Origin of the sequence: Streptomyces sp. NPDC046859 (genome assembly GCF_040645135.1) — a bacterium.
Taxonomy (GTDB): domain Bacteria; phylum Actinomycetota; class Actinomycetes; order Streptomycetales; family Streptomycetaceae; genus Streptomyces.
In genome coordinates, this window is sequence record NZ_JBEYXR010000012.1 from 1 (window position 1) to 19,564 (window position 19,564).

At 72.8% G+C, this 19,564-nt stretch carries 20 protein-coding genes; 15 read left to right on the forward strand and 5 right to left on the reverse strand.

Annotated elements, in window-relative coordinates; genetic code table 11:
• The first annotated feature begins 218 nt into the window (after positions 1-218).
• Positions 219-764, forward strand: coding sequence for a helix-turn-helix domain-containing protein (locus ABZ899_RS19100; RefSeq protein ID WP_361347732.1), 546 nt, complete (start codon positions 219-221; stop codon positions 762-764).
• Positions 765-770: 6 nt separating this feature from the next.
• On the opposite strand, the gene ABZ899_RS19105 is transcribed toward ABZ899_RS19100, so the two are convergent.
• Together ABZ899_RS19105 and ABZ899_RS19110 are read right to left on the reverse strand one after the other, a co-directional pair.
• Positions 771-1,718, reverse strand: a complete 948-nt coding sequence (locus ABZ899_RS19105; RefSeq protein WP_361347256.1) for a DeoR/GlpR family DNA-binding transcription regulator — start codon at positions 1,716-1,718, stop codon at positions 771-773.
• A gap of 166 nt (positions 1,719-1,884) precedes the next feature.
• Positions 1,885-3,333 carry an NAD(P)H-quinone dehydrogenase gene (locus ABZ899_RS19110; protein WP_361347259.1) on the reverse strand — a complete coding sequence of 483 codons (1,449 nt, stop codon included), beginning with the start codon at positions 3,331-3,333 and terminating at the stop codon, positions 1,885-1,887.
• 86 nt (positions 3,334-3,419) lie between these two features.
• Here ABZ899_RS19110 and ABZ899_RS19115 point away from each other — a divergent pair, with 86 nt between their 5' ends.
• From ABZ899_RS19115 to ABZ899_RS19125, 3 genes are all read left to right on the forward strand, one after another.
• On the forward strand, positions 3,420-3,857 hold the full coding sequence (locus tag ABZ899_RS19115) for a gamma-glutamylcyclotransferase (protein WP_361347262.1): 438 nt from the start codon (positions 3,420-3,422) through the stop codon (positions 3,855-3,857).
• A 101-nt stretch (positions 3,858-3,958) separates the two neighbouring features.
• Positions 3,959-4,783 (forward strand): purine-nucleoside phosphorylase, encoded by an 825-nt coding sequence (locus ABZ899_RS19120; protein ID WP_361347264.1) that lies wholly within the window; start codon positions 3,959-3,961, stop codon positions 4,781-4,783.
• A 320-nt stretch (positions 4,784-5,103) separates the two neighbouring features.
• A complete protein-coding gene (locus ABZ899_RS19125) occupies positions 5,104-6,750 on the forward strand; it encodes a phospho-sugar mutase (RefSeq protein ID WP_361347267.1) in 1,647 nt (548 codons plus the stop codon).
• Between the two features lie 64 nt (positions 6,751-6,814).
• Here ABZ899_RS19125 and ABZ899_RS19130 read toward each other — a convergent pair whose 3' ends face one another.
• On the reverse strand, positions 6,815-7,501 hold the full coding sequence (locus ABZ899_RS19130; RefSeq protein WP_361347269.1) for a PH domain-containing protein: 687 nt from the start codon (positions 7,499-7,501) through the stop codon (positions 6,815-6,817).
• 180 nt (positions 7,502-7,681) lie between these two features.
• On the opposite strand from ABZ899_RS19130, the gene deoC reads away from it, so the two are divergent.
• From deoC to ABZ899_RS19155, 5 genes are all read left to right on the forward strand, one after another.
• The gene (deoC, locus tag ABZ899_RS19135) at positions 7,682-8,644 is read left to right on the forward strand and encodes a deoxyribose-phosphate aldolase (protein WP_361347735.1); all 963 of its coding nucleotides are present in this window, start codon (positions 7,682-7,684) and stop codon (positions 8,642-8,644) included.
• Positions 8,645-8,649: 5 nt separating this feature from the next.
• Positions 8,650-10,086, forward strand: a complete 1,437-nt coding sequence (locus ABZ899_RS19140) for an aldehyde dehydrogenase family protein (RefSeq protein ID WP_361347272.1) — start codon at positions 8,650-8,652, stop codon at positions 10,084-10,086.
• Complete coding sequence (locus tag ABZ899_RS19145) at positions 10,079-10,966, forward strand: aldehyde dehydrogenase family protein (RefSeq protein ID WP_361347274.1); 888 nt, start codon at positions 10,079-10,081, stop codon at positions 10,964-10,966. Before ABZ899_RS19140 ends, ABZ899_RS19145 begins: the two co-directional genes overlap by 8 nt.
• Before the next feature lie 168 nt (positions 10,967-11,134).
• Positions 11,135-11,761 carry a uridine kinase gene (locus ABZ899_RS19150; RefSeq protein WP_361347277.1) on the forward strand — a complete coding sequence of 209 codons (627 nt, stop codon included), beginning with the start codon at positions 11,135-11,137 and terminating at the stop codon, positions 11,759-11,761.
• Positions 11,762-11,816: 55 nt separating this feature from the next.
• Complete coding sequence (locus tag ABZ899_RS19155) at positions 11,817-12,149, forward strand: DUF6281 family protein (RefSeq protein WP_361347280.1); 333 nt, start codon at positions 11,817-11,819, stop codon at positions 12,147-12,149.
• Between the two features lie 176 nt (positions 12,150-12,325).
• Here the strand turns inward: ABZ899_RS19155 and ABZ899_RS19160 are convergent, their stop codons facing one another.
• Positions 12,326-13,054, reverse strand: coding sequence for a SigE family RNA polymerase sigma factor (locus ABZ899_RS19160; RefSeq protein WP_361347283.1), 729 nt, complete (start codon positions 13,052-13,054; stop codon positions 12,326-12,328).
• 207 nt (positions 13,055-13,261) lie between these two features.
• Here ABZ899_RS19160 and afsQ1 point away from each other — a divergent pair, with 207 nt between their 5' ends.
• From afsQ1 to ABZ899_RS19185, 5 genes are all read left to right on the forward strand, one after another.
• Positions 13,262-13,939, forward strand: coding sequence for a two-component system response regulator AfsQ1 (gene afsQ1, locus ABZ899_RS19165; RefSeq protein WP_037886857.1), 678 nt, complete (start codon positions 13,262-13,264; stop codon positions 13,937-13,939).
• Positions 13,936-15,471 (forward strand): HAMP domain-containing sensor histidine kinase, encoded by a 1,536-nt coding sequence (locus ABZ899_RS19170; protein WP_361347286.1) that lies wholly within the window; start codon positions 13,936-13,938, stop codon positions 15,469-15,471. The genes afsQ1 and ABZ899_RS19170 overlap by 4 nt, the downstream gene beginning before the upstream one ends.
• Positions 15,471-16,073, forward strand: a complete 603-nt coding sequence (locus ABZ899_RS19175; protein WP_361347289.1) for a hypothetical protein — start codon at positions 15,471-15,473, stop codon at positions 16,071-16,073. Before ABZ899_RS19170 ends, ABZ899_RS19175 begins: the two co-directional genes overlap by 1 nt.
• A gap of 247 nt (positions 16,074-16,320) precedes the next feature.
• Positions 16,321-16,872 carry a VanZ family protein gene (locus tag ABZ899_RS19180; protein ID WP_361347290.1) on the forward strand — a complete coding sequence of 184 codons (552 nt, stop codon included), beginning with the start codon at positions 16,321-16,323 and terminating at the stop codon, positions 16,870-16,872.
• 109 nt (positions 16,873-16,981) lie between these two features.
• The gene (locus ABZ899_RS19185; RefSeq protein ID WP_361347292.1) at positions 16,982-17,191 is read left to right on the forward strand and encodes a PspC domain-containing protein; all 210 of its coding nucleotides are present in this window, start codon (positions 16,982-16,984) and stop codon (positions 17,189-17,191) included.
• A gap of 81 nt (positions 17,192-17,272) precedes the next feature.
• On the opposite strand, the gene ABZ899_RS19190 is transcribed toward ABZ899_RS19185, so the two are convergent.
• Positions 17,273-18,541 carry an MFS transporter gene (locus tag ABZ899_RS19190; RefSeq protein WP_361347295.1) on the reverse strand — a complete coding sequence of 423 codons (1,269 nt, stop codon included), beginning with the start codon at positions 18,539-18,541 and terminating at the stop codon, positions 17,273-17,275.
• A 62-nt stretch (positions 18,542-18,603) separates the two neighbouring features.
• Between ABZ899_RS19190 and ABZ899_RS19195 the strand changes: the two genes are divergently transcribed.
• Entirely contained in the window at positions 18,604-19,563 is a 960-nt protein-coding gene (locus tag ABZ899_RS19195; RefSeq protein WP_361347297.1) for a LysR family transcriptional regulator, read from the forward strand.
• The last annotated feature ends 1 nt before the right edge of the window (position 19,564 follow it).

The following is a 19,564-nucleotide window of genomic DNA, read 5'->3' on the forward strand; positions in this document are numbered from 1 at the left end:
GACATGGTGACGTGCCCGAGCGGGGTCTGGTGCGTGCGGCTGCAAGGCGGAGGAGGGAGTCGACGCGGAGCGTCGGCGAGTGACGACAACGCCGCGGATGCGCGTGCCTGACCCCGCGACGCCGGGATGATCCAAACGAAAGGCCCCTAGGAGGCAGGGTGGGCGCCACCTCACGTGAGCGAGCGGGGAGCGAGGACCTCTTGGTGCCTCCGCGTGCCATGCGCGCGGACGCCCGCCGCAATCACGAACGGCTGCTGACGGAGGCCCGCGCGGCCTTCGCCGAGCACGGCACCGACGCGTCCCTGGAGGACGTGGCCCGGCGCGCCGGCGTGGGCATCGGCACGCTGTACCGGCATTTCCCCAACCGGGACGCCCTGGTGAGCGCCGTCTTCGAGGACGCCGCGGGTGAGCTGCTGACCCGCTCGCGCCAACTCCTCGACGCCCCGGAGCCCTGTGCGGCCCTGGTGACCTGGCTGCGCGAGATGGTGACGCACGCGGGCGAGTACCGGGGTCTGGCCCGCTCCCTGATGGCCGTCTCCGCCGACGGGTCCTCCGCGCTCGCCCGGTGCAGCGACCCGATCCGGCAGGCGGGCGGGGCGCTGCTCGCCCGCGCCCAGCAGGCCGGCTCCGTCCGCACGGACGTGGCGATCGCCGACCTGCTCCAGCTCACGCACGCGATCGCCCTGGCGGCGGAGGAGACCCCGGCCGACCCGGACCTCGCGGACCGGCTGCTGAACCTGACCCTGCGGGGCCTGAAGCCCTAGGCGAATTCAGCGCCGCCGCAGGTCGGCGACCCGGGCCCGCTCCCGCTCGGCGCCCTGCTCACCGAGCATCGCGGCGGCGGGCCGCAGCCCCGGAGGAGCCTGACCCCGGCGCGGTCCCGGCAGCGCGCGCTGCTGCCGCCGCGCCGGGACCTCGTCACCCCCCGACGCCCCGGCCGCCCCGGCCACGGCGATCTGCACCCCCTGGTCGGCGAGGGCCTGGAGCTCGGCGTGGGCACGGTCGTCATGGGCCGGCGGCTCGTCGGTGACCAACCGCGTGATGACGTCCGAGGGCACCGTCTGGAACATCGTGTCGGTCCCGAGCTTGGTGTGGTCGGCGAGGACGACGACCTCCGCCGCGGCCTGCACCAGCGCCCGGTCGACGGAGGCCGACAGCATGTTGGACGTGGACAGTCCGCGCTCGGCGGTCAGACCGCTCCCGGAGAGGAAGGCCCGCGACACCCGCAGCCCTTGGAGGGACTGCTCGGCGCCGCTGCCGACGAGCGCGTAGTTCGACCCGCGCAGCGTGCCGCCGGTCATCACGACCTCGACCCGGTTGGCGTGGGCCAGTGCCTGGGCCACCAGTAGGGAGTTGGTGACGACGGTCAGCCCGGGCACCCGGGCGAGCCGGCGGGCCAGTTCCTGGGTGGTGGTCCCCGCCCCGACGACGATGGCCTCGCCCTCCTCCACGAAGTTCGCGGCGAGGTCGGCGATGGCCGTCTTCTCGGCGGTCGCGAGATGTGACTTCTGCGGAAAGCCGGACTCCCGCGTGAACCCGCCCGGCAATACCGCACCGCCATGCCGGCGGTCGAGGAGTCCTTCTGCCTCCAGCGCGCGCACGTCCCGCCGTACGGTCACTTCGGAGGTCTGGACGACGCGGGCGAGCTCACGGAGCGACACGGCCCCGTTCGCTCGCACCATTTCGAGGATCAATTGGCGACGTTCTGCAGCGAACACGAAACTGACAGTAACCCCAACGACCGTCTGGTTTCAGCAGTTTGCGCCGAATAACAGAAGTTGTTCGTCCGCTGGCATGCGGAGTGGTATAAGGCCTAGTCCCGCCGCCTATGCCGCCCGCATGCCCGGCAACTCCCCGTGACCAGCGAGGAGTCGGATCCGGCCGTCAGAGGTCGGCGCCCGCCTTGCGGGTGTGCAGCTGCCGGGCGACCTCGGCGATCGACCCCGAGAGCGAGGGGTACACGGTGAAGGCGTTCGCGATCTGCTCGACCGTCAGATTGTTGTCGACGGCGATCGAGATGGGGTGGATCAGTTCCGAGGCGCGCGGGGCGACGACCACCCCGCCGACCACGATGCCGGTGCCCGGCCGGCAGAAGATCTTGACGAAGCCGTCCCGGATGCCCTGCATCTTCGCGCGCGGGTTGCGCAGCAGCGGCAGCTTCACCACGCGGGCGTCGATCTTGCCCCCGTCCACGTCGGCCTGGCTGTAGCCGACGGTGGCGATCTCAGGATCCGTGAAGACGTTCGAGGAGACGGTCTTCAGATTCAGCGGGGCCACCGCGTCGCCCAGGAAGTGGTACATGGCGATACGTCCCTGCATCGCCGCGACCGAGGCGAGGGCGAAGACGCCCGTCACATCACCGGCGGCGTAGACGCCCGGCGCGGTCGTCCGGGACACCTTGTCGGTCCAGATGTGCCCGGACTCGCGGACCTTGACGCCGGCCTCCTCCAGGCCGAGGCCCTCGGAGTTCGGGACGGCGCCGACCGCCATCAGGCAGTGGCTGCCGCTGATGACCCGGCCGTCCGCCAGCGTGACCTCCACCCGGTCGCCGACGCGCTTGGCGGCGGCGGCACGCGAGCGCGCCATGACGTTCATGCCGCGGCGCCGGAAGACGTCCTCCAGGACGGCGGCGGCGTCCGGGTCCTCGCCGGGCAGCACCCGGTCCCGGGACGACACGAGCGTGACCCGCGACCCCAGCGCCTGGTAGGCACCGGCGAACTCGGCACCGGTGACACCGGATCCGACCACGATGAGCTCCTCGGGCAGCTCGTCGAGGTCGTAGACCTGGGTCCAGTTCAGGATCCGCTCGCCGTCCGGCCGGGCGTCGGGCAGCTCGCGCGGATGGCCGCCCGTCGCGATGAGCACGGCGTCGGCGACCAGCGTCTCCTCGCTCCCGTCGGCGGTCCGCACCACGACCTTGCGCGACCCGTCGAGGGCCTGCATGCCCTCCAGCCGCCCGCGCCCGCGCATGACCCGGGCGCCGGCCCGTGTCACCGAGGCGGTGATGTCGTGCGACTGGGCGAGCGCGAGCCGCTTCACACGGCGGTTGACCTTGCCCAGGTCGACGCCGACGACACGCGCGGGCGTCTCGATGTGCGGGGTGTCGTCGGCGACGATGATGCCCAGCTCCTCGTAGGAGGAGTCGAAGGTGGTCATCACCTCGGCCGTGGCGATCAGAGTCTTGGACGGCACGCAGTCGGTCAGCACCGACGCCCCGCCCAGACCGTCGGAGTCGACGACGGTCACCTCCGCGCCGAGCTGAGCGGCCACCAGCGCCGCTTCGTATCCGCCGGGTCCGCCACCGATGATCACGATCCGAGTCACGTACTCCATTGTCCCGCACGCCTCGGGGTGCGACCGCCTGGGGGGCCGCCCGAGACACCACCGTTACGGGAGTGGCACTGCCGTACCCTCTCCCCATGTCGCTCTACGCCGCGTACGCCGGCAATCTCGACGCGCGGCTGATGACCCGCCGCGCCCCCCACTCGCCGCTGCGCGCCACCGGCTGGCTCAACGGGTGGCGCCTGACGTTCGGCGGCGAGCAGCTCGGCTGGGAGGGCGCGCTGGCCACGCTCGTCGAGGACCCCCTGGAGCAGGTCTTCGTCGCGCTCTACGACATCGCGCCCATGGACGAGGAGTCCCTGGACCGCTGGGAGGGCGTGGGCCTGGGCGTGTACCGCCGGCTACGGGTGCGCGCCCACACCCTGGAGGGCGAGGAGCCGGCCTGGACGTACGTCCTGAACGCCTACGAGGGCGGCCTCCCCTCGGCCCGCTACCTGGGCGAGATCGCGGACGCCGCCGAATCGGCCGGAGCCCCTCACGACTACGTCATGGAACTGCGCAAGCGCCCCTGCTGACCCCCCGGCCCCCTCTTCGTCGGATACGACAAGACAACGATCGCCATCCCGTGAGCTCCGTCATCTACGCGCGTAGGACCAAACCGGCTACCCTCAGTCGCGTGAACGCATCTCTTCTTCCGGACGACATCCAGGGCGACCCGCACGCGGCCGCCGACGCCGCCGCCGCGCGCCTGCGCGAACTCACGGGCGCCGACACGCACGACGTCGCCCTGGTGATGGGCTCCGGCTGGGCACCGGCCGTGGACGCCCTCGGCGCGCCCGAGGCCGAGTTCCCGGTCACCGAGCTGCCCGGCTTCCCGCCGCCGGCGGTCGAAGGGCACGGCGGCAAGATCCGCTCGTACCGCACGGGCGACAAGCGGGCCCTGGTCTTCCTGGGCCGCACGCACTACTACGAGGGCCGCGGCGTGGCCGCCGTCGCCCACGGTGTGCGCACCGCGGTGGCGGCGGGCTGCAAGACGATCGTGCTCACCAACGGCTGCGGCGGCCTGCGCGAGGGCATGCGCCCCGGTCAGCCGGTCCTGATCAGCGACCACATCAACCTCACGGCCACCTCCCCCATCGTCGGTGCCAACTTCGTCGACCTCACCGATCTCTACAGCCCCCGCCTGCGCGCCCTGTGCAAGGAGATCGACGCCACCCTCGAAGAGGGCGTCTACGCACAGTTCCCCGGCCCGCACTACGAGACGCCGGCCGAGATCCGCATGGCCCGCGTGATCGGCGCGGACCTGGTCGGCATGTCGACGGTCCTCGAGGCGATCGCCGCCCGCGAGGCCGGCGCCGAGGTCCTCGGCATCTCCCTGGTCACGAACCTGGCCGCCGGCATGACGGGCGAACCCCTCAACCACGAGGAGGTCCTCCAGGCGGGCCGCGACTCGGCCGCCCGCATGGGCTCCCTCCTGGCCCAGGTCCTGGACCGCCTGTAAGCCCCGAGCCGCGGCACCGCCGTGGAGCCCCCCGCCCGGGGGCCGCACGGCGGGGCGGCCGCGTACGGCGAGGAGGGCCCGAGGTGGCGGTGTCCGCGCCCGCGGCGCCCGGCGTCAAGGAGCGGCACAGCCGTTCCGCCCGAGCCGCCGGGCCGGGGACGGACACCCCCGCCCCGGGCCCGCACCCCGTTCCAGGGCCCGGCGCCGCAGACGCCCCACCCGGCGGAACGGGCCCCCCGCAGGCACGGACGACGCGGCCCGCGCCGGGAAGACGGCCCGCACCCGCCCTCCGACCCGACCACCACGAGAGGCTGACCGACGTGCAAGACGACCTCATCGCCCGGGCCCAGGCATGGCTCGCCGAGGACCCCGACCCGGAGACCCGCGCCGAACTCGCCGCGCTCCTGGACGCCGGGGACACCGACGAGCTCGCCGCCCGCTTCGCCGGCACCCTGCAGTTCGGCACCGCGGGCCTGCGGGGCGAACTCGGCGCCGGCCCGCTCCGCATGAACCGCTCGGTCGTCATCCGCGCCGCCGCCGGCCTCGCGGCGTACCTCAAGAAGCAGGGGACCCCCCACGGGGACGGCACAGCCGGCCTGGTGGTCATCGGCTACGACGCCCGCCACAAGTCAGCCGACTTCGCCCGCGACACCGCGGCCGTCATGACCGGCGCCGGCCTCCGCGCCGCCGTCCTGCCCCGCCCCCTCCCCACCCCGGTCCTCGCGTACGCGATAAGGCACCTCGGCGCGGTGGCCGGCGTCGAGGTCACCGCCAGCCACAACCCGCCCCGCGACAACGGCTACAAGGTCTACCTCGGCGACGGCTCCCAGATCGTGCCCCCCGCCGACGCGCAGATCGCCGCCGAGATCGCCGCGATCGCGTCCCTCCACGACGTCCCCCGCCCCGACACCGGCTGGGAGGCCCTCGGCGACAGCGTCCTCGACGCCTACCTCGCCCGCACGGACGCGGTCCTCGCCGAGGACTCCCCCCGCACCGCCCGGACCGTCTACACGGCGATGCACGGCGTCGGCAAGGACGTCCTCCTCGCCGCCTTCGCGCGCGCGGGCTTCCCTGCCCCCGCCCTGGTCGCCGAGCAGGCCGAGCCGGACCCGGACTTCCCCACCGTCGCGTTCCCCAACCCGGAGGAGCCCGGCGCGATGGACCTGGCCTTCGCGAAGGCCCGCGAGGAGGACCCGGACCTGGTCATCGCCAACGACCCGGACGCCGACCGCTGCGCGGTGGCCGTCAAGGAGAACGGCGCGTGGCGCATGCTGCGCGGCGACGAGGTCGGCGCGCTGCTCGCCGCGCACCTGGTCGCCCGCGGAGCGCAGGGCACGTTCGCGGAATCGATCGTCTCGTCCTCCCTCCTCGGCCGTATCGCCGAGAAGGCGAAGCTGCCGTACGAGGAGACCCTGACCGGCTTCAAGTGGATCGCCCGGGTGGACGGTCTGCGCTACGGCTACGAGGAGGCGCTCGGCTACTGCGTCGACCCGGAGGGCGTACGCGACAAGGACGGCATCACGGCCGCCCTGCTGATCACCGAGCTGGCCTCGACGCTCAAGGCCGAGGGCCGCGCCCTGCCCGACCTCCTGGACGACCTCGCCGTGGAGCACGGCCTGCACGCCACCGACCAGCTCTCGGTGCGGGTGGAGGACCTGTCGGTGATCGCGGACGCGATGCGCCGCCTGCGCGAGCAGCCGCCGGCCGAGCTGGCGGGCCTGCCCGTCACCCGCGCCGAGGATCTGACCGAGGGCACGGAAAAGCTCCCGCCCACGGACGGCCTGCGCTACACCCTGCAGGGCGCGCGCGTCATCGTCCGCCCCAGCGGCACGGAGCCCAAGCTCAAGTGCTATCTGGAGGTCGTGGTCCCGGTGGCGGACCGCGGGGCCCTGCCGGCGGCCCGCGCGAAGGCGACGGACCTGCTGACCGCGATCAAGAGGGACTTGTCGACGGCGGCGGGCATCTGAGACACGACGGGGGTGCCTCGGGCCGACCGAGGCACCCCGCAAGGCCGCACCCGACCGGGGCCGCTCAGCCCGCGGCGAGCAGGACCACCAACAGCACGGCCCCGGCCACCGCCGGCCCGATCACCTCATAGGCCCAGCGCACGCTGACCTCGCCCACGCTCGGGGCGTCACTGCGCGACGCCCGGTCCTCCCACCGCTCCAGCAGCTCCCGCAGCTCGTCCATGACCTTGTCCGTCTCGGCGCGCACGGGCCCGTCCGCCCCGGCGCCCGCGCCCGGCGTCCCGAGGCCCAGCCCGAGCCCCCGGTCACCGCCCCGGCGCCCGCCGCGTGACGCGCCGCGCTCGGCGGCCGCCGTCTGCCGCGCCGCCTTCTTGCGGGCCCGCAGCGACACCGGGACGGCCCAGAGCGCGAACTTGGCGCCGGACGCCGTGACGACCTCGTTGGAGTAGCGCGACCGCAGGGACGCGACCTGCCCCCAGGGCAGCACGACGACCCGGAGCGGGTTGCGGATCCGCAGCCGCTCCTCGTTGGCGTACACGGCCGGGCGCAGCGTGAACGCCGAGACCAGCGGCACGGCCAGGATGAGGGCGGCGAGGGCCAGCCACGGGGTGCGCCCCGTGCCGATCACCAGGGCGTCGATGCCGAGCCACAGGGCGATGGCCAGCAGGAGGGCACCGCCGAGGATGCCCATGGGCGACCGGTAGACCCGGTCCTTCACGGCGGGGTCGGGGCTGGGCGCGGGGGTCGTCATGGTGCCGATTCTGCCGTACGTCCGAAAAACGGAGCCGCTCGCCTGTTCCCCGGACCGCCCCGCCACCCACCCCACCCGACCCACCGACACCACGCACCCCGCGCCGGTGCCGCCCCCCTCACGGATCCGCGCCACGGGGTGTACAGCCGCTACGCGCGTAGATATGCTCGTCTGGTGACCATGCCCACCAATGCACCTGCCGCAGCTCACGCACTCAAGGACGTCGCCGCGTCCGACAGCACGCTGCGCCGCTTCCTCCACGGGCTGCCCGGCGTAGACGCGGTCGGCCTGGAGGCGCGGGCCGCGTCCCTCGGCACCCGTTCCATCAAGACGACCGCCAAGGCGTACGCCATCGACCTCGCCATCTCGATGGTCGACCTGACGACGCTGGAAGGCGCGGACACCCCGGGCAAGGTCCGGGCGCTCGGCGCCAAGGCGGTCCGCCCCGACCCGACCGACCGCACGACCCCGTCGACCGCGGCCGTCTGCGTCTACCCCGACATGGTGGCCACCGCGAAGGAGGCCGTCGCCGGCTCCTCCGTGAAGGTCGCCTCGGTCGCCACCGCCTTCCCGGCGGGCCGCGCCGCGCTGTCCGTGAAGCTCGCGGACGTGCGGGACGCCGTCGCCGCCGGTGCCGACGAGATCGACATGGTCATCGACCGCGGCGCGTTCCTCGCCGGGAACTACCTGAAGGTGTACGACGAGATCACCGCCGTGAAGGAGACCTGCGGATCCGGCGCCCGGCTCAAGGTCATCTTCGAGACCGGCGAGCTGTCGACATACGACAACATCCGGCGCGCGAGCTGGCTCGGCATGCTGGCCGGCGCGGACTTCATCAAGACGTCCACCGGCAAGGTCGCCGTCAACGCCACCCCGGCCAACACCCTTCTTATGCTGGAAGCGGTACGCGACTTCCGCGCCCAGACCGGTATCCAGGTGGGCGTGAAGCCGGCCGGCGGAATCCGCACCTCCAAGGACGCCATCAAATTTCTCGTACTGGTCAACGAGACCGCCGGCGAGGACTGGCTGGACAACCACTGGTTCCGCTTCGGCGCCTCCTCGCTTCTGAACGACCTGCTGATGCAGCGGCAGAAGCTGGCCACCGGCCGCTACTCCGGCCCCGACTACGTGACGGTGGACTGATCACCATGGCATCGGTATTCGCATACGCCCCGGCCCCCGAGTCCCGCTCGATCGTCGACATCGCCCCGTCGTACGGCCTGTTCATCGACGGCGAGTTCACGGACGCGGCGGACGGCAAGGTCTTCAAGACCGTCTCGCCGTCGTCCGAGGAGGTCCTCTCCGAGATCGCCCAGGCCGGCGAGGCGGACGTGGACCGCGCGGTGAAGGCCGCCCGCAAGGCGTTCGAGAAGTGGTCCGCGCTGCCCGGCTCCGAGCGCGCCAAGTACCTCTTCCGCATCGCCCGCATCATCCAGGAGCGCAGCCGCGAGCTGGCCGTCCTGGAGACGCTGGACAACGGCAAGCCGATCAAGGAGACCCGCGACGCGGACCTCCCCCTGGTCGCCGCGCACTTCTTCTACTACGCGGGCTGGGCGGACAAGCTCGACCACGCCGGCTACGGCCCGAACCCGAGGCCGCTCGGCGTCGCCGGCCAGGTCATCCCCTGGAACTTCCCGCTGCTGATGCTGGCGTGGAAGATCGCCCCGGCGCTCGCGACGGGCAACACGGTCGTCCTGAAGCCCGCCGAGACCACTCCCCTCTCGGCCCTGTTCTTCGCGGACATCTGCCGCCAGGCGGGCCTGCCCAGGGGTGTCGTCAACATCCTGCCCGGCTTCGGAGACGCGGGCGCGGCCGTCGTCGCGCACCCGGACGTGAACAAGGTCGCCTTCACCGGCTCCACGGCCGTCGGCAAGGAGATCGCGCGCACCGTCGCGGGCACCCGCAAGAAGGTCACCCTGGAGCTCGGCGGCAAGGGCGCCAACATCGTCTTCGACGACGCCCCGATCGACCAGGCCGTGGAGGGGATCGTCAACGGGATCTTCTTCAACCAGGGCCAGGTCTGCTGCGCGGGCAGCCGGCTGCTCGTCCAGGAGTCGATCCAGGACGAGCTGCTGGACTCCCTCAAGCGCCGTCTGTCGACGCTGCGCCTCGGCGACCCGCTCGACAAGAACACCGACATCGGCGCGATCAACTCCGAGGAGCAGCTGAGCCGTATCACCGCTCTGGTGGAGCGGGGCGAGGCCGAGGGCGCCGAGCGCTGGTCGCCCGCCTGCGACCTGCCCGAGAGCGGCTACTGGTTCGCCCCGACGCTGTTCACGAACGTCACGCAGGCGCACACCGTCGCCCGGGACGAGATCTTCGGCCCGGTGCTGTCGGTCCTCACCTTCCGCACCCCGGACGAGGCCGTCGCCAAGGCCAACAACACCCCGTACGGCCTGTCGGCGGGCATCTGGACGGAGAAGGGGTCGCGGATCCTCGCCGTGGCCAACAAGCTCCGCGCGGGCGTCGTCTGGTCCAACACGTTCAACAAGTTCGACCCGACCTCGCCGTTCGGCGGTTACAAGGAGTCGGGCTTCGGCCGCGAGGGCGGTCGCCACGGCCTGGAGGCGTACCTCGATGTCTGACCGTCTGAGTGTCCTCAAGACTTACAAGCTGTACGTCGGCGGGAAGTTCCCGCGTTCCGAGAGCGGCCGGGTGTACGAGGTGACGGACTCGAAGGGCAACTGGCTGGCGAACGCACCGCTGTCGTCCCGCAAGGACGCCCGTGACGCGGTGGTCGCCGCCCGCAAGGCCGTCGGCGGCTGGTCCGGCGCGACCGCGTACAACCGCGGCCAGGTCCTCTACCGCGTCGCCGAGATGCTGGAGGGCCGCCGGGCGCAGTTCGTCCACGAGGTCGCCGACGCCGAGGGCCTGTCCAAGTCGAAGGCGGCCGAGCAGGTCGGCGCGGCCATCGACCGCTGGGTCTGGTACGCGGGCTGGACCGACAAGATCGCCCAGGTGGTCGGCGGCGGCAATCCGGTCGCGGGCCCCTTCTTCAACCTGTCCTCGCCCGAGCCGACGGGCGTGGTGGCCGTCCTGGCGCCTCAGGATTCGTCGTTCCTGGGCCTGGTCTCGGTCGTGGCCCCGGTGATCGCGACGGGCAACACGGCGGTCGTGGTGGCCTCGGAGAAGGCCCCGCTGCCCGCCCTGTCCCTGGCCGAGGTCCTGGCCACGTCCGACGTCCCCGGCGGAGTGGTGAACATCCTCTCCGGCCGTACGGCGGAGATCGCCACGCCGCTCGCCGCGCACCAGGACGTCAACGCGATCGACCTCGCGGGCGCCGACGAGGTGCTGGCGAAGGAGCTGGAGATCGCGGCGGCGGACAACCTCAAGCGCGTGCTGCGTCCACAGCCTGTGGACGACTGGTCGGCCACTCCCGGCACCGACCGGATGACGGCGTTCCTGGAGATGAAGACGGTCTGGCACCCGACGGGTTCGCTGGGCGCGTCCGGCTCCTCGTACTGAGGACGCCCTGCCGACCGGAGAGCCGTGTCTCCCCTCCGTCCGGGGGAGCCACGGCTCTTCGCCGTTCCGGTGCGCGCGCCCGCCGGAACGGCCCCGGGATGTGATGCGCGCATCAACAACGTCCGCCGGGTCGTCCGGGGGCCGGTGGATACGTCAGACTGGTGTCCCGTGAGTTCCCCTGTGCCCATACCGACGCGAGTCGTGCTGCTCTGCGGCCCCTCCGGCTCCGGCAAGTCCCTCCTCGCGGCCCTCTCCGGTCTTCCGGTGCTCCGGCTCGACGACTTCTACAAGGAGGCCGGCGACCCGACCCTGCCGCAGGTCCCCGGGAGCTCCGACATCGACTGGGACCACCCCGACTCGTGGGACGCCGACGCGGCCGTCGCGGCGATCGCCGACCTGTGCCGCACCCAGCGCACGGACGTGCCGGTCTACGACATCTCGCTGAGCGCCCGCACCGGGCACGAGAGCGTGGACATCGGGCGGACCCCGCTGTTCATCGCGGAGGGCATCTTCGCGGCCGAGATCGTGTCGCGCTGCCGGGAGCTCGGACTGCTGGCGGACGCCCTGTGCCTGAGTCGCGGCTCGGTGAGGACGTTCCGGCGCCGCTTCCTGCGCGATCTGCGGGAGGGCCGCAAGTCGGTGCCGTTCCTGCTGCGCCGCGGCTGGCGGCTGATGCGCCTGGAGCGCTCGATCGTCGCCCGCCAGACGGCCCTGGGCGCCCACGCCTGCGACAAGGACGAGGCCCTGAGCCGCCTCACGGCGGCCGCCGCGGTGACACCGGCACCGGCGGGCTGAACGATCACGCCCCCTTCTCCGTCGTAGGCACGACGGCCGACGGAGAGGACGAACGATGAGGCGTGCGGTACTGCTCGTGATGGTGGTGGCGGCCCTGACCGCGGCCGGGTGTTCCGGCGAAGGCGGCAAGGCATCCGGCGAGGCGTCCTGCTCCGGTCTGGTGGTCTACGACGGCCGCGACTACCTGCCCACCGGAAAGTCGGTCTTCACCGTGGGCGAGCGGCTGGGCACCGCCACCGTGGCGGCCTGCTACGACACGCCCCGTGAGCCGGGCACCGGAGTCGCCGAGGCCACGACCGGCGTCTACGCGGTCGAGGGAGCCGATCCCACCGAGGCCGTCGCCGTCGGGGACGACCGCGCCGGGGCGGCGCACATGACCGCCCGCTGACCGCGCACGGAAACGGGGCCGGTGGACCCCCCGGCCCCGGCCCCGCACCGTCGTGCTCCACCGCTTCCCCCGTGGTGGAGCACCCCCCGTTCCCCCCGTGGTCCCCCCGGTGGCCCCCCAGCCCCCGTGAGTCCCCCCACTGGGTACCGCTCCCCCGAACGGTCCCCCCTTCACCTTCAGGCGACGAGCTCCCCGAAGGCGTCCTCCTCGTCACGGCCGAAGCTGAGGACCTCGTCCTCGCGCAGCCGGCGGAGCGACCGCCAGATGCTCGACTTCACCGTGCCGACACTGATGTCGAGGATCTCCGCGATCTCCGGGTCGGTGCGGCCCTCGTAGTAGCGCAGGACCAGCATCGTCCGCTGGAGTTCGGGCAGCCGGGCCAGCGCCTGCCACAGGACCGCGCGCAGCTCCGTGCCGCGCATCGCGTCCGTGTCGCCGGGCGTCTCCGGCAGCTCCTCGGTCGGGTACTCGTTCAGCTTGCGGCGGCGCCACGCGCTGATGTGCAGGTTCGTCATCGTCCGCCGCAGGTAACCACCCACCGCGGCCTTGTCACTGATCCGGTCCCACGCCCGGTACGTCGAGAACAGCGCGCTCTGCAGCAGGTCCTCGGCCTCGAAGCGGTCACCGGTCAGGTGGTAGGCGGTGGCGTACAGGGAGGCGCGGCGCTCCTGGACGTAGGCGGTGAACTCCGCCTCCGACAGCGAGCGCCGGCTCTCCCCCGAGTCCTCCCCGTACGCGGATCCCCCGTGCGTCTCCCCCGTGCGGCCGTCGACCACCGTCATGTAACCGGTGTGCTGACGCCCCGTGCCGCGAACGCACCCCCGCCCCGTCGTCCCCCGGCCCCCGTTCACGTCGTGCAGACGCGTGATCACTGCGCTGGTGCTGGTGCCGTGCAGCGTGTTCATCTCGCGCCCCCCGTCGTGGACTTCCGGTTGTTCTTCGGTGCTGTCCTGCCTGTGCCGAAAAGCTTGCCCGGCCACTTTCATGGCCCTGTCCGCCGACTGTCACAGACCTGTCACAGGGGTCCGGGACACCCGGGCACCGCGCGCGCGTGAGCGAACTGCTCGTACAGGTGTCGAAACACCACCCCCGCATGGGCCAGAATGTGCGGCGTGCCTTCCCTGTTGCTGATCGAGGACGACGACGCCATCCGTACGGCCCTGGAGCTCTCACTGACGCGCCAGGGACACCGGGTGGCCACCGCTGCCACCGGCGAGGACGGTCTGAAACTGCTGCGTGAGCAGCGGCCGGACCTGATCGTGCTGGACGTGATGCTGCCCGGCATCGACGGTTTCGAGGTGTGCCGGCGCATCCGGCGCACGGACCAGCTGCCGATCATCCTGCTCACGGCCCGCAGCGACGACATCGACGTCGTGGTCGGCCTGGAGTCCGGCGCGGACGACTACGTCGTCAAGCCCGTGCAGGGCCGGGTCCTGGACGCCCGGATCCGCGCGGTGCTGCGCCGCGGGGAGCGGGAGTCGAACGACGCGGCGACCTTCGGCAGCCTGGTCATCGACCGCGCGGCGATGACCGTCACGAAGAACGGCGAGGACCTCCAGCTCACCCCGACCGAGCTGCGCCTGCTGCTGGAGCTCAGCCGCCGCCCCGGCCAGGCCCTGTCCCGTCAGCAACTGCTGCGGCTGGTCTGGGAACACGACTACCTGGGCGACTCCCGCCTGGTGGACGCCTGTGTGCAGCGTCTGCGTGCCAAGGTCGAGGACGTCCCGTCCTCGCCCACCCTGATCCGCACGGTCCGCGGGGTCGGCTACCGCCTGGACGCGCCTCAGTGACGGACACGCAGGCAGGTCTCCGCGGCTGGTCCGCGGCTCGCAAGGGAGTGTGGTCGAGGCTGCGTCTCACGAGTCTGCGGCTGCGACTGGTGGTGGTGTTCGCCCTGGTGGCGCTCACCGCCGCCGTCTCCGCCTCCGGGATCGCGTACTGGCTCAACCGGGAGGCGGTCCTCACCCGCACCCAGGACGCGGTGCTGCGCGACTTCCAGCAGGAGATGCAGAACCGGGCCGGGCTGCTGCCCGAGCGGCCGACCCAGGACGAACTGCAGCACACCGCCGGGCAGATGGCGAACAGCAGCCAGCGCTTCAGCGTGCTGCTGGCCGCCCAGGACGCCGACGGCAAGCCGCTGTACAGCAGCTCCGGCGCCCTGGACGGCTTCACCCTCGCCGACGTACCCGAGTCCCTGCGCACGGCGGTCAACGACAAGCAGCGGGTCGACTCCTCCGACAGGGCCGAGTACCACCTGTACTGGCAGCGGATCGTGAAGGACGACAAGCCGTACCTGATAGCCGGCACCAAGGTGATCGGCGGCGGCCCGACCGGCTACATGCTCAAGTCCCTGGAACAGGAGGCCAAGGACCTCAACTCCCTGGCCTGGTCCCTGGGCATCGCCACGGGCCTGGCCCTGATCGGCTCCGCGCTCCTCGCGCAGGCCGCCGCCACGACCGTGCTGAAGCCGGTGCACCGCCTCGGTGTCGCCGCCCGCCGCCTCGGCGAGGGCAAGCTCGACACCCGGCTGCGGGTGTCCGGCACGGACGAACTGGCCGATCTGTCGCGGACGTTCAACAACGCCGCCGAGGCGCTGGAGAAACGGGTCGCCGACATGGCCGGCCGGGACGAGGCGTCCCGCCGGTTCGTGGCCGACATGTCCCACGAACTGCGCACCCCGCTCACCGCGATCACCGCCGTCACCGAGGTCCTCGAGGAGGAGCTGGAGGCGGGGACCGGCTCGGTGGACCCGATGATCGAGCCCGCGGTCCGCCTGGTGGTCAGCGAGACCCGCCGCCTGAACGACCTCGTCGAGAACCTCATGGAGGTCACCCGCTTCGACGCGGGCACGGCCCGCCTGGTCCTCGACGACGTCGACGTGGCCGACCAGATCACCGCCTGCATCGACGCCCGCGCCTGGCTGGACGCGGTGGAGCTGGACGCCGAGCGGGGCATCGTGGCCCGCCTCGACCCGCGCCGCCTCGACGTCATCCTGGCCAACCTGATCGGCAACGCCCTCAAGCACGGCGGCTCCCCGGTGCGGGTCACGGTCCGCGAGGAGGACGACGCGGTCGTCATCGACGTACGCGACCACGGCCCCGGCATCCCCGAGGACGTCCTCCCGCACGTCTTCGACCGCTTCTACAAGGCCAGCGCCTCCCGGCCGCGCTCCGAGGGCAGCGGCCTCGGCCTGTCCATCGCGCTGGAGAACGCCCACATCCACGGCGGCGACATCACCGCCGCCAACTCCCCCGACGGCGGCGCCGTCTTCACCCTGCGCCTGCCCCGGGACGAGCCGGCGGACAAGAAGGAGGACGCCTGATGAACCCGCGTCTCACGGCCCTCCTCGCCCTGGCGGCCGTCTCGCTGGCGGGCTGCGGCATACGGTCCACGGAGGTGCCGACCAACTTCGGTCCCGCCCCCTCCCGCGTCCACTGCTCGCTCTCCGAACCGGACGCCTCCTCCCAGGCGAGCCGCGGCCTTCCGGTACAGGTCTTCCTGCTGTGCGGCTCCCAGCTGGTCGCGGTCGACCGGACCGTGCGCGTCCCCGACGGCACGGCCGACGCGGCGCGCCGCGTCCTGGTGGCCCAGGTCCTCCTCGACGAGCTCCAGGCGACCCCGTCGGCGGCCGAGAAGGAGGCCGGCTACACCACGGACGTCCGAGGCGCCATGGGCGTCACGGGCCCGCGCCGGAACGACCCCGACGAGACCCTGCGCCTGACCACCGCCCCGACGTCCCTCACCTCGTACGCCCTGGCCCAGATCGTCTGCACGTTCTCGGACTCCGCGGCGGCCGAGGGCGACGGCTCGGTCATCCTGGGCGGCCCCGCGGACACGCCGCCCCGCCGCTACGAGTGCACGGACGAGGTCCGCGCCCGCCCCGGCAGCAACGAGCCCCCGTCCACGGAGGCGGGCACGACCTGACCCGCCCCCGGCCGGGTATGGCACGGCGGGCCCCCACCCCGGCCCCGCCCTCCCCCGCACGCGGCAGGCGTGAGGCGCTCCCCCACCGACGGCGAGGACGCGCCCGCGGGCACTCCCTCACGGCGCCGCACCCTCGGACGCACCGCACCCCCGCACCGCCCCCGGCCACACCGTGTGGCGGACACCTCACCCCGCCCCGCCCCCACCTCCCGGAACCGATCCCACCGATGGGCGCGTCTTGGGGGGCGTGCAGCGTCAAGGCTCCATCGGCGACAGCGCCGTGATCCGCGTCCGCGCGACAGGAGGCATCCTCCTGGTCGCCCACCTTGCGTTGGTCGCCTGGCTCACGCTGCGCCCCCTGGACGTCCCCTGGGTGATGCCCGCCAACCTCCAGCCGTTCGCCGGCATCCGCGCCGACCTCGCCCTCGGCTGGCGCGAGGCCACCCGCTCCATCGTCGAGGGCCTCGCCCTGCTCGCCCCGCTCGGGGTCCTGCTGCCGATGGCCCACGGCAGGCCGACGTCCTCCCCGCTGGGCTCCCTGGCCCGTACGACGACCGCCGCCGCCCTCATCTCCCTCGGCATCGAGCTGCTCCAGACCGGCGTCCCCGGCCAGATCGTCGACGTCGACTCCCTGCTGCTCAACACCGTGGGCGTGGCACTGGCGCACACGGCCGTCGTCCCCGCGGCCCGGGCCCGCTTCCGTCGCGGGTCCACCGGGGGGCACCGTGCGCCGGTACCCCAGGAGGAGCCGTCTCAGGGTCGGACCCCGACGATCCCCAGGGTCGGGATGGCCCCGTAGCACGACGCTTCATCCTGTTTGTCCTCGTAGCGTCGAGGTCAGTGGAGGAGACACCACTCGGAGGGCCCGACAAGGAGCCGCCGACCGACGCTCACGAAGGAGCCGCACCATGACCGCGCTCGCCCGACCCACCCACGGCCGCATGATCGGCGGAGTGTGCGCCGCGCTGGCGCGCCGCTTCGGCACCTCCGCCACGACGATGCGCGTGGTCTTCCTGCTCTCCTGTCTGCTGCCGGGCCCGCAGTTCGTGCTCTACATAGCGCTCTGGCTGCTGCTGCCGTCCGAGGAGAAGGCGGACAGCACCCGCACGGCGTGGTGACATGACGGACCCCCTGACCCGGTACCGGTCAGGGGGTGGTCCGTCACGTGCGGACACACGGCACGCCGCCGCCCGCCCCCGTCAGGCGGCCGCCACGGCCGCCCGGGCCCGAGCCGCCCGCGTCCCCAGCACGGTGATCGTCACGACGCCGAGGACCGCCAGCAGCCCGACGCCGACCGTCCCGCCCCAGCCGCTCGCGTGGAAGGCGACCGCGCCCACGGTGCTGCCCGCGCTGGAGCCGATGTAGTAGGCCGACTGGTACAGCGCCGCCGCCTGAGCACGCCCGTGCGTGGCGGTCTTGCTGACCGCGGAGGACGCCACCGCGTGCCCCGCGAAGAACCCGGCGGTGATCAGCACGAGCCCCAGCAGCACCAGCGGCAGCGATCCCGCCAGGGACAGCAGCAGCCCCGACGCCGTGGTGGCACCGGCCGCGTACAGGGCACCGCGCCGGCCGAGCCGGTTCACCAGCCGTCCCGCCGTGGACGCGGAGACCGTGCCGACGAGGTACACCAGGAAGATGGAGCCGACCACGCCCTGGGGCAGCGAGAACGGCGCCTCGGTGAGCCGGTAGCCGATCACGGTGTACACGCCGCCGAAGACCGTCATGAACAGCGCGCCGATCGCGTACAGCCGGCGCAGCAGCGGGTCGGAGAGATGGTCGCGCACGGTCCGCGCCAGCACCCGCGGCCGCAGCGACCCGGACGTGAAGTGGCGCGGTGCCGGGAGCAGCAGCCGGAAGGCGACCGCGCAGGCCACCGCGACGGCGCCGATGACGCCGACCGCCACCCGCCAGCCCCACTCCTGGGCCACCCAGCCCGTGATGACGCGTCCGCTCATGCCGCCCACGCTGTTGCCGGCGACGAACAGCCCGATCGCCGTGACCAGCGCCCTGGGACGCACCTCCTCGGCGAGGTACGCGGTCGCCGAGGCCGGCAGGCCCGCCAGCGCGGCGCCCTGGACCGCCCGCAGGGCGACGAGCGCGGTCAGGTTCGGTGCGAAAGGCACCGCGAGGCCGACGGTGACCGCGACGGCCAGGGAGGCCGTCATGACGGTACGGCGGCCGAACCGCTCGGAGAGGGCGCTCATGGGGAGCACGAACAGGGCCAGTCCGCCGGTCGCGGCCGCCACCGTCCAGCTGGCCGCGCTCGCGGGCACGCCGAACTCACCGGAGATCAGCGGCAGGAGGGCCTGCGTGGAGTAGAGGAGGGCGAAGGTCGCGACGCCGGCGAGGAACAGGGCGAGGCTCATCCGGCGGTAGCCGGGGCCGCCCGGGGCCATACGGGAGTCGGCGACAGGGGCTGCGGGTGCGGCGACCACGGGAGTGGACGCCCCGGTACTGGCGGGAGACATGCTTCGACGCTACGTACGGGTCACTGATCCGTCCAATGCATGGATTCGCCATAATCGTTCCCATGGCGCATCAGTACAGTTCACGAGGTCGACTGTCACCGTTCGGTGACACAGAAGACATGGCCGACATGGCGCGGCTGCTCGCGCCCCGCCTCGCCTACTTCGCCGGTGTGGCCCGGACCGAGCACGTCACCCGGGCCGCGCGGGAGATGGGGGTGCCCCAGTCGACGCTGTCACGCGCCATGGTCCGTCTGGAACAGGATCTCGGCGTGGATCTGTTCGCCCGGCACGGCCGTACGGTCTCGCTGACCCCCGCGGGACGCACGTTCCTCGCCTCCGTCGAGCGTGCCCTCGCCGAGGTGGAGCGCGCCGCCGAGGAGGTCCGCGCCGACGCCGACCCGGCGACCGGCAAGGTCGCCTTCGGCTTTCTGCACACCATGGGCGCGGAGACGGTGCCGGGCCTGCTGCAGGCCTTCCGCGCCGATCATCCCCGCGTCCGCTTCAGCCTGGTGCAGAACTACGGGGAGGCGATGCTGGAGGGCCTGCGGGCCGGCGAACTGGACCTGTGCCTGACGTCGCCGGTCCCGGACGCCCCCGACCTGGTGGCCCGCCGCCTGGACGAGCAGAAGCTCCGGCTGGTCGTCCCCGCCGACCACCGTCTGGCCGGCCGCCGGCGCATCCGGCTGGCGGAGGCGGCGGAGGAGAACTTCGTGACGCTGGAGCCGGGCTACGGGCTGCGCCGGATCACCGACGACCTGTGCCTGGAGGCCGGGTTCCGGCCGCGGATCGCCTTCGAGGGCGAGGAGGCGGAGACCCTGCGGGGGCTGGTGGCGGCCGGTCTGGGCGTGGCGCTGCTGCCGCCGCCGGCCGTGCCCCGGCCGGGCGTCAGCGAGCTGACCGTGACGGCTCCCCGGGCGGCCCGCGAGATCGGCGTCGCCTGGCTGGCGGACCGCCCGGACACGCTCCCGGTGGCGGCGTTCAAGAAGTTCCTGCTCTCCCGCAGGGGGACGCTGCTGCCCTGAG

Excerpts from the sequence above, each read along its gene's own strand:
- ABZ899_RS19100 (WP_361347732.1), top strand. The coding sequence starts at position 219 with ATGCGCGCGGACGCCCGCCGCAATCACGAACGGCTGCTGACGGAGGCC.
- ABZ899_RS19110 (WP_361347259.1), bottom strand. The coding sequence starts at position 3,333 with ATGGAGTACGTGACTCGGATCGTGATCATCGGTGGCGGACCCGGCGGA.
- ABZ899_RS19115 (WP_361347262.1), top strand. The coding sequence starts at position 3,420 with ATGTCGCTCTACGCCGCGTACGCCGGCAATCTCGACGCGCGGCTGATG.
- ABZ899_RS19130 (WP_361347269.1), bottom strand. The coding sequence starts at position 7,501 with ATGACGACCCCCGCGCCCAGCCCCGACCCCGCCGTGAAGGACCGGGTC.
- deoC (WP_361347735.1), top strand. The coding sequence starts at position 7,682 with ATGCCCACCAATGCACCTGCCGCAGCTCACGCACTCAAGGACGTCGCC.
- ABZ899_RS19140 (WP_361347272.1), top strand. The coding sequence starts at position 8,650 with ATGGCATCGGTATTCGCATACGCCCCGGCCCCCGAGTCCCGCTCGATC.
- ABZ899_RS19145 (WP_361347274.1), top strand. The coding sequence starts at position 10,079 with ATGTCTGACCGTCTGAGTGTCCTCAAGACTTACAAGCTGTACGTCGGC.
- ABZ899_RS19155 (WP_361347280.1), top strand. The coding sequence starts at position 11,817 with ATGAGGCGTGCGGTACTGCTCGTGATGGTGGTGGCGGCCCTGACCGCG.
- ABZ899_RS19160 (WP_361347283.1), bottom strand. The coding sequence starts at position 13,054 with ATGAACACGCTGCACGGCACCAGCACCAGCGCAGTGATCACGCGTCTG.
- ABZ899_RS19175 (WP_361347289.1), top strand. The coding sequence starts at position 15,471 with ATGAACCCGCGTCTCACGGCCCTCCTCGCCCTGGCGGCCGTCTCGCTG.
- ABZ899_RS19185 (WP_361347292.1), top strand. The coding sequence starts at position 16,982 with ATGACCGCGCTCGCCCGACCCACCCACGGCCGCATGATCGGCGGAGTG.
- ABZ899_RS19190 (WP_361347295.1), bottom strand. The coding sequence starts at position 18,541 with ATGTCTCCCGCCAGTACCGGGGCGTCCACTCCCGTGGTCGCCGCACCC.
- ABZ899_RS19195 (WP_361347297.1), top strand. The coding sequence starts at position 18,604 with ATGGCGCATCAGTACAGTTCACGAGGTCGACTGTCACCGTTCGGTGAC.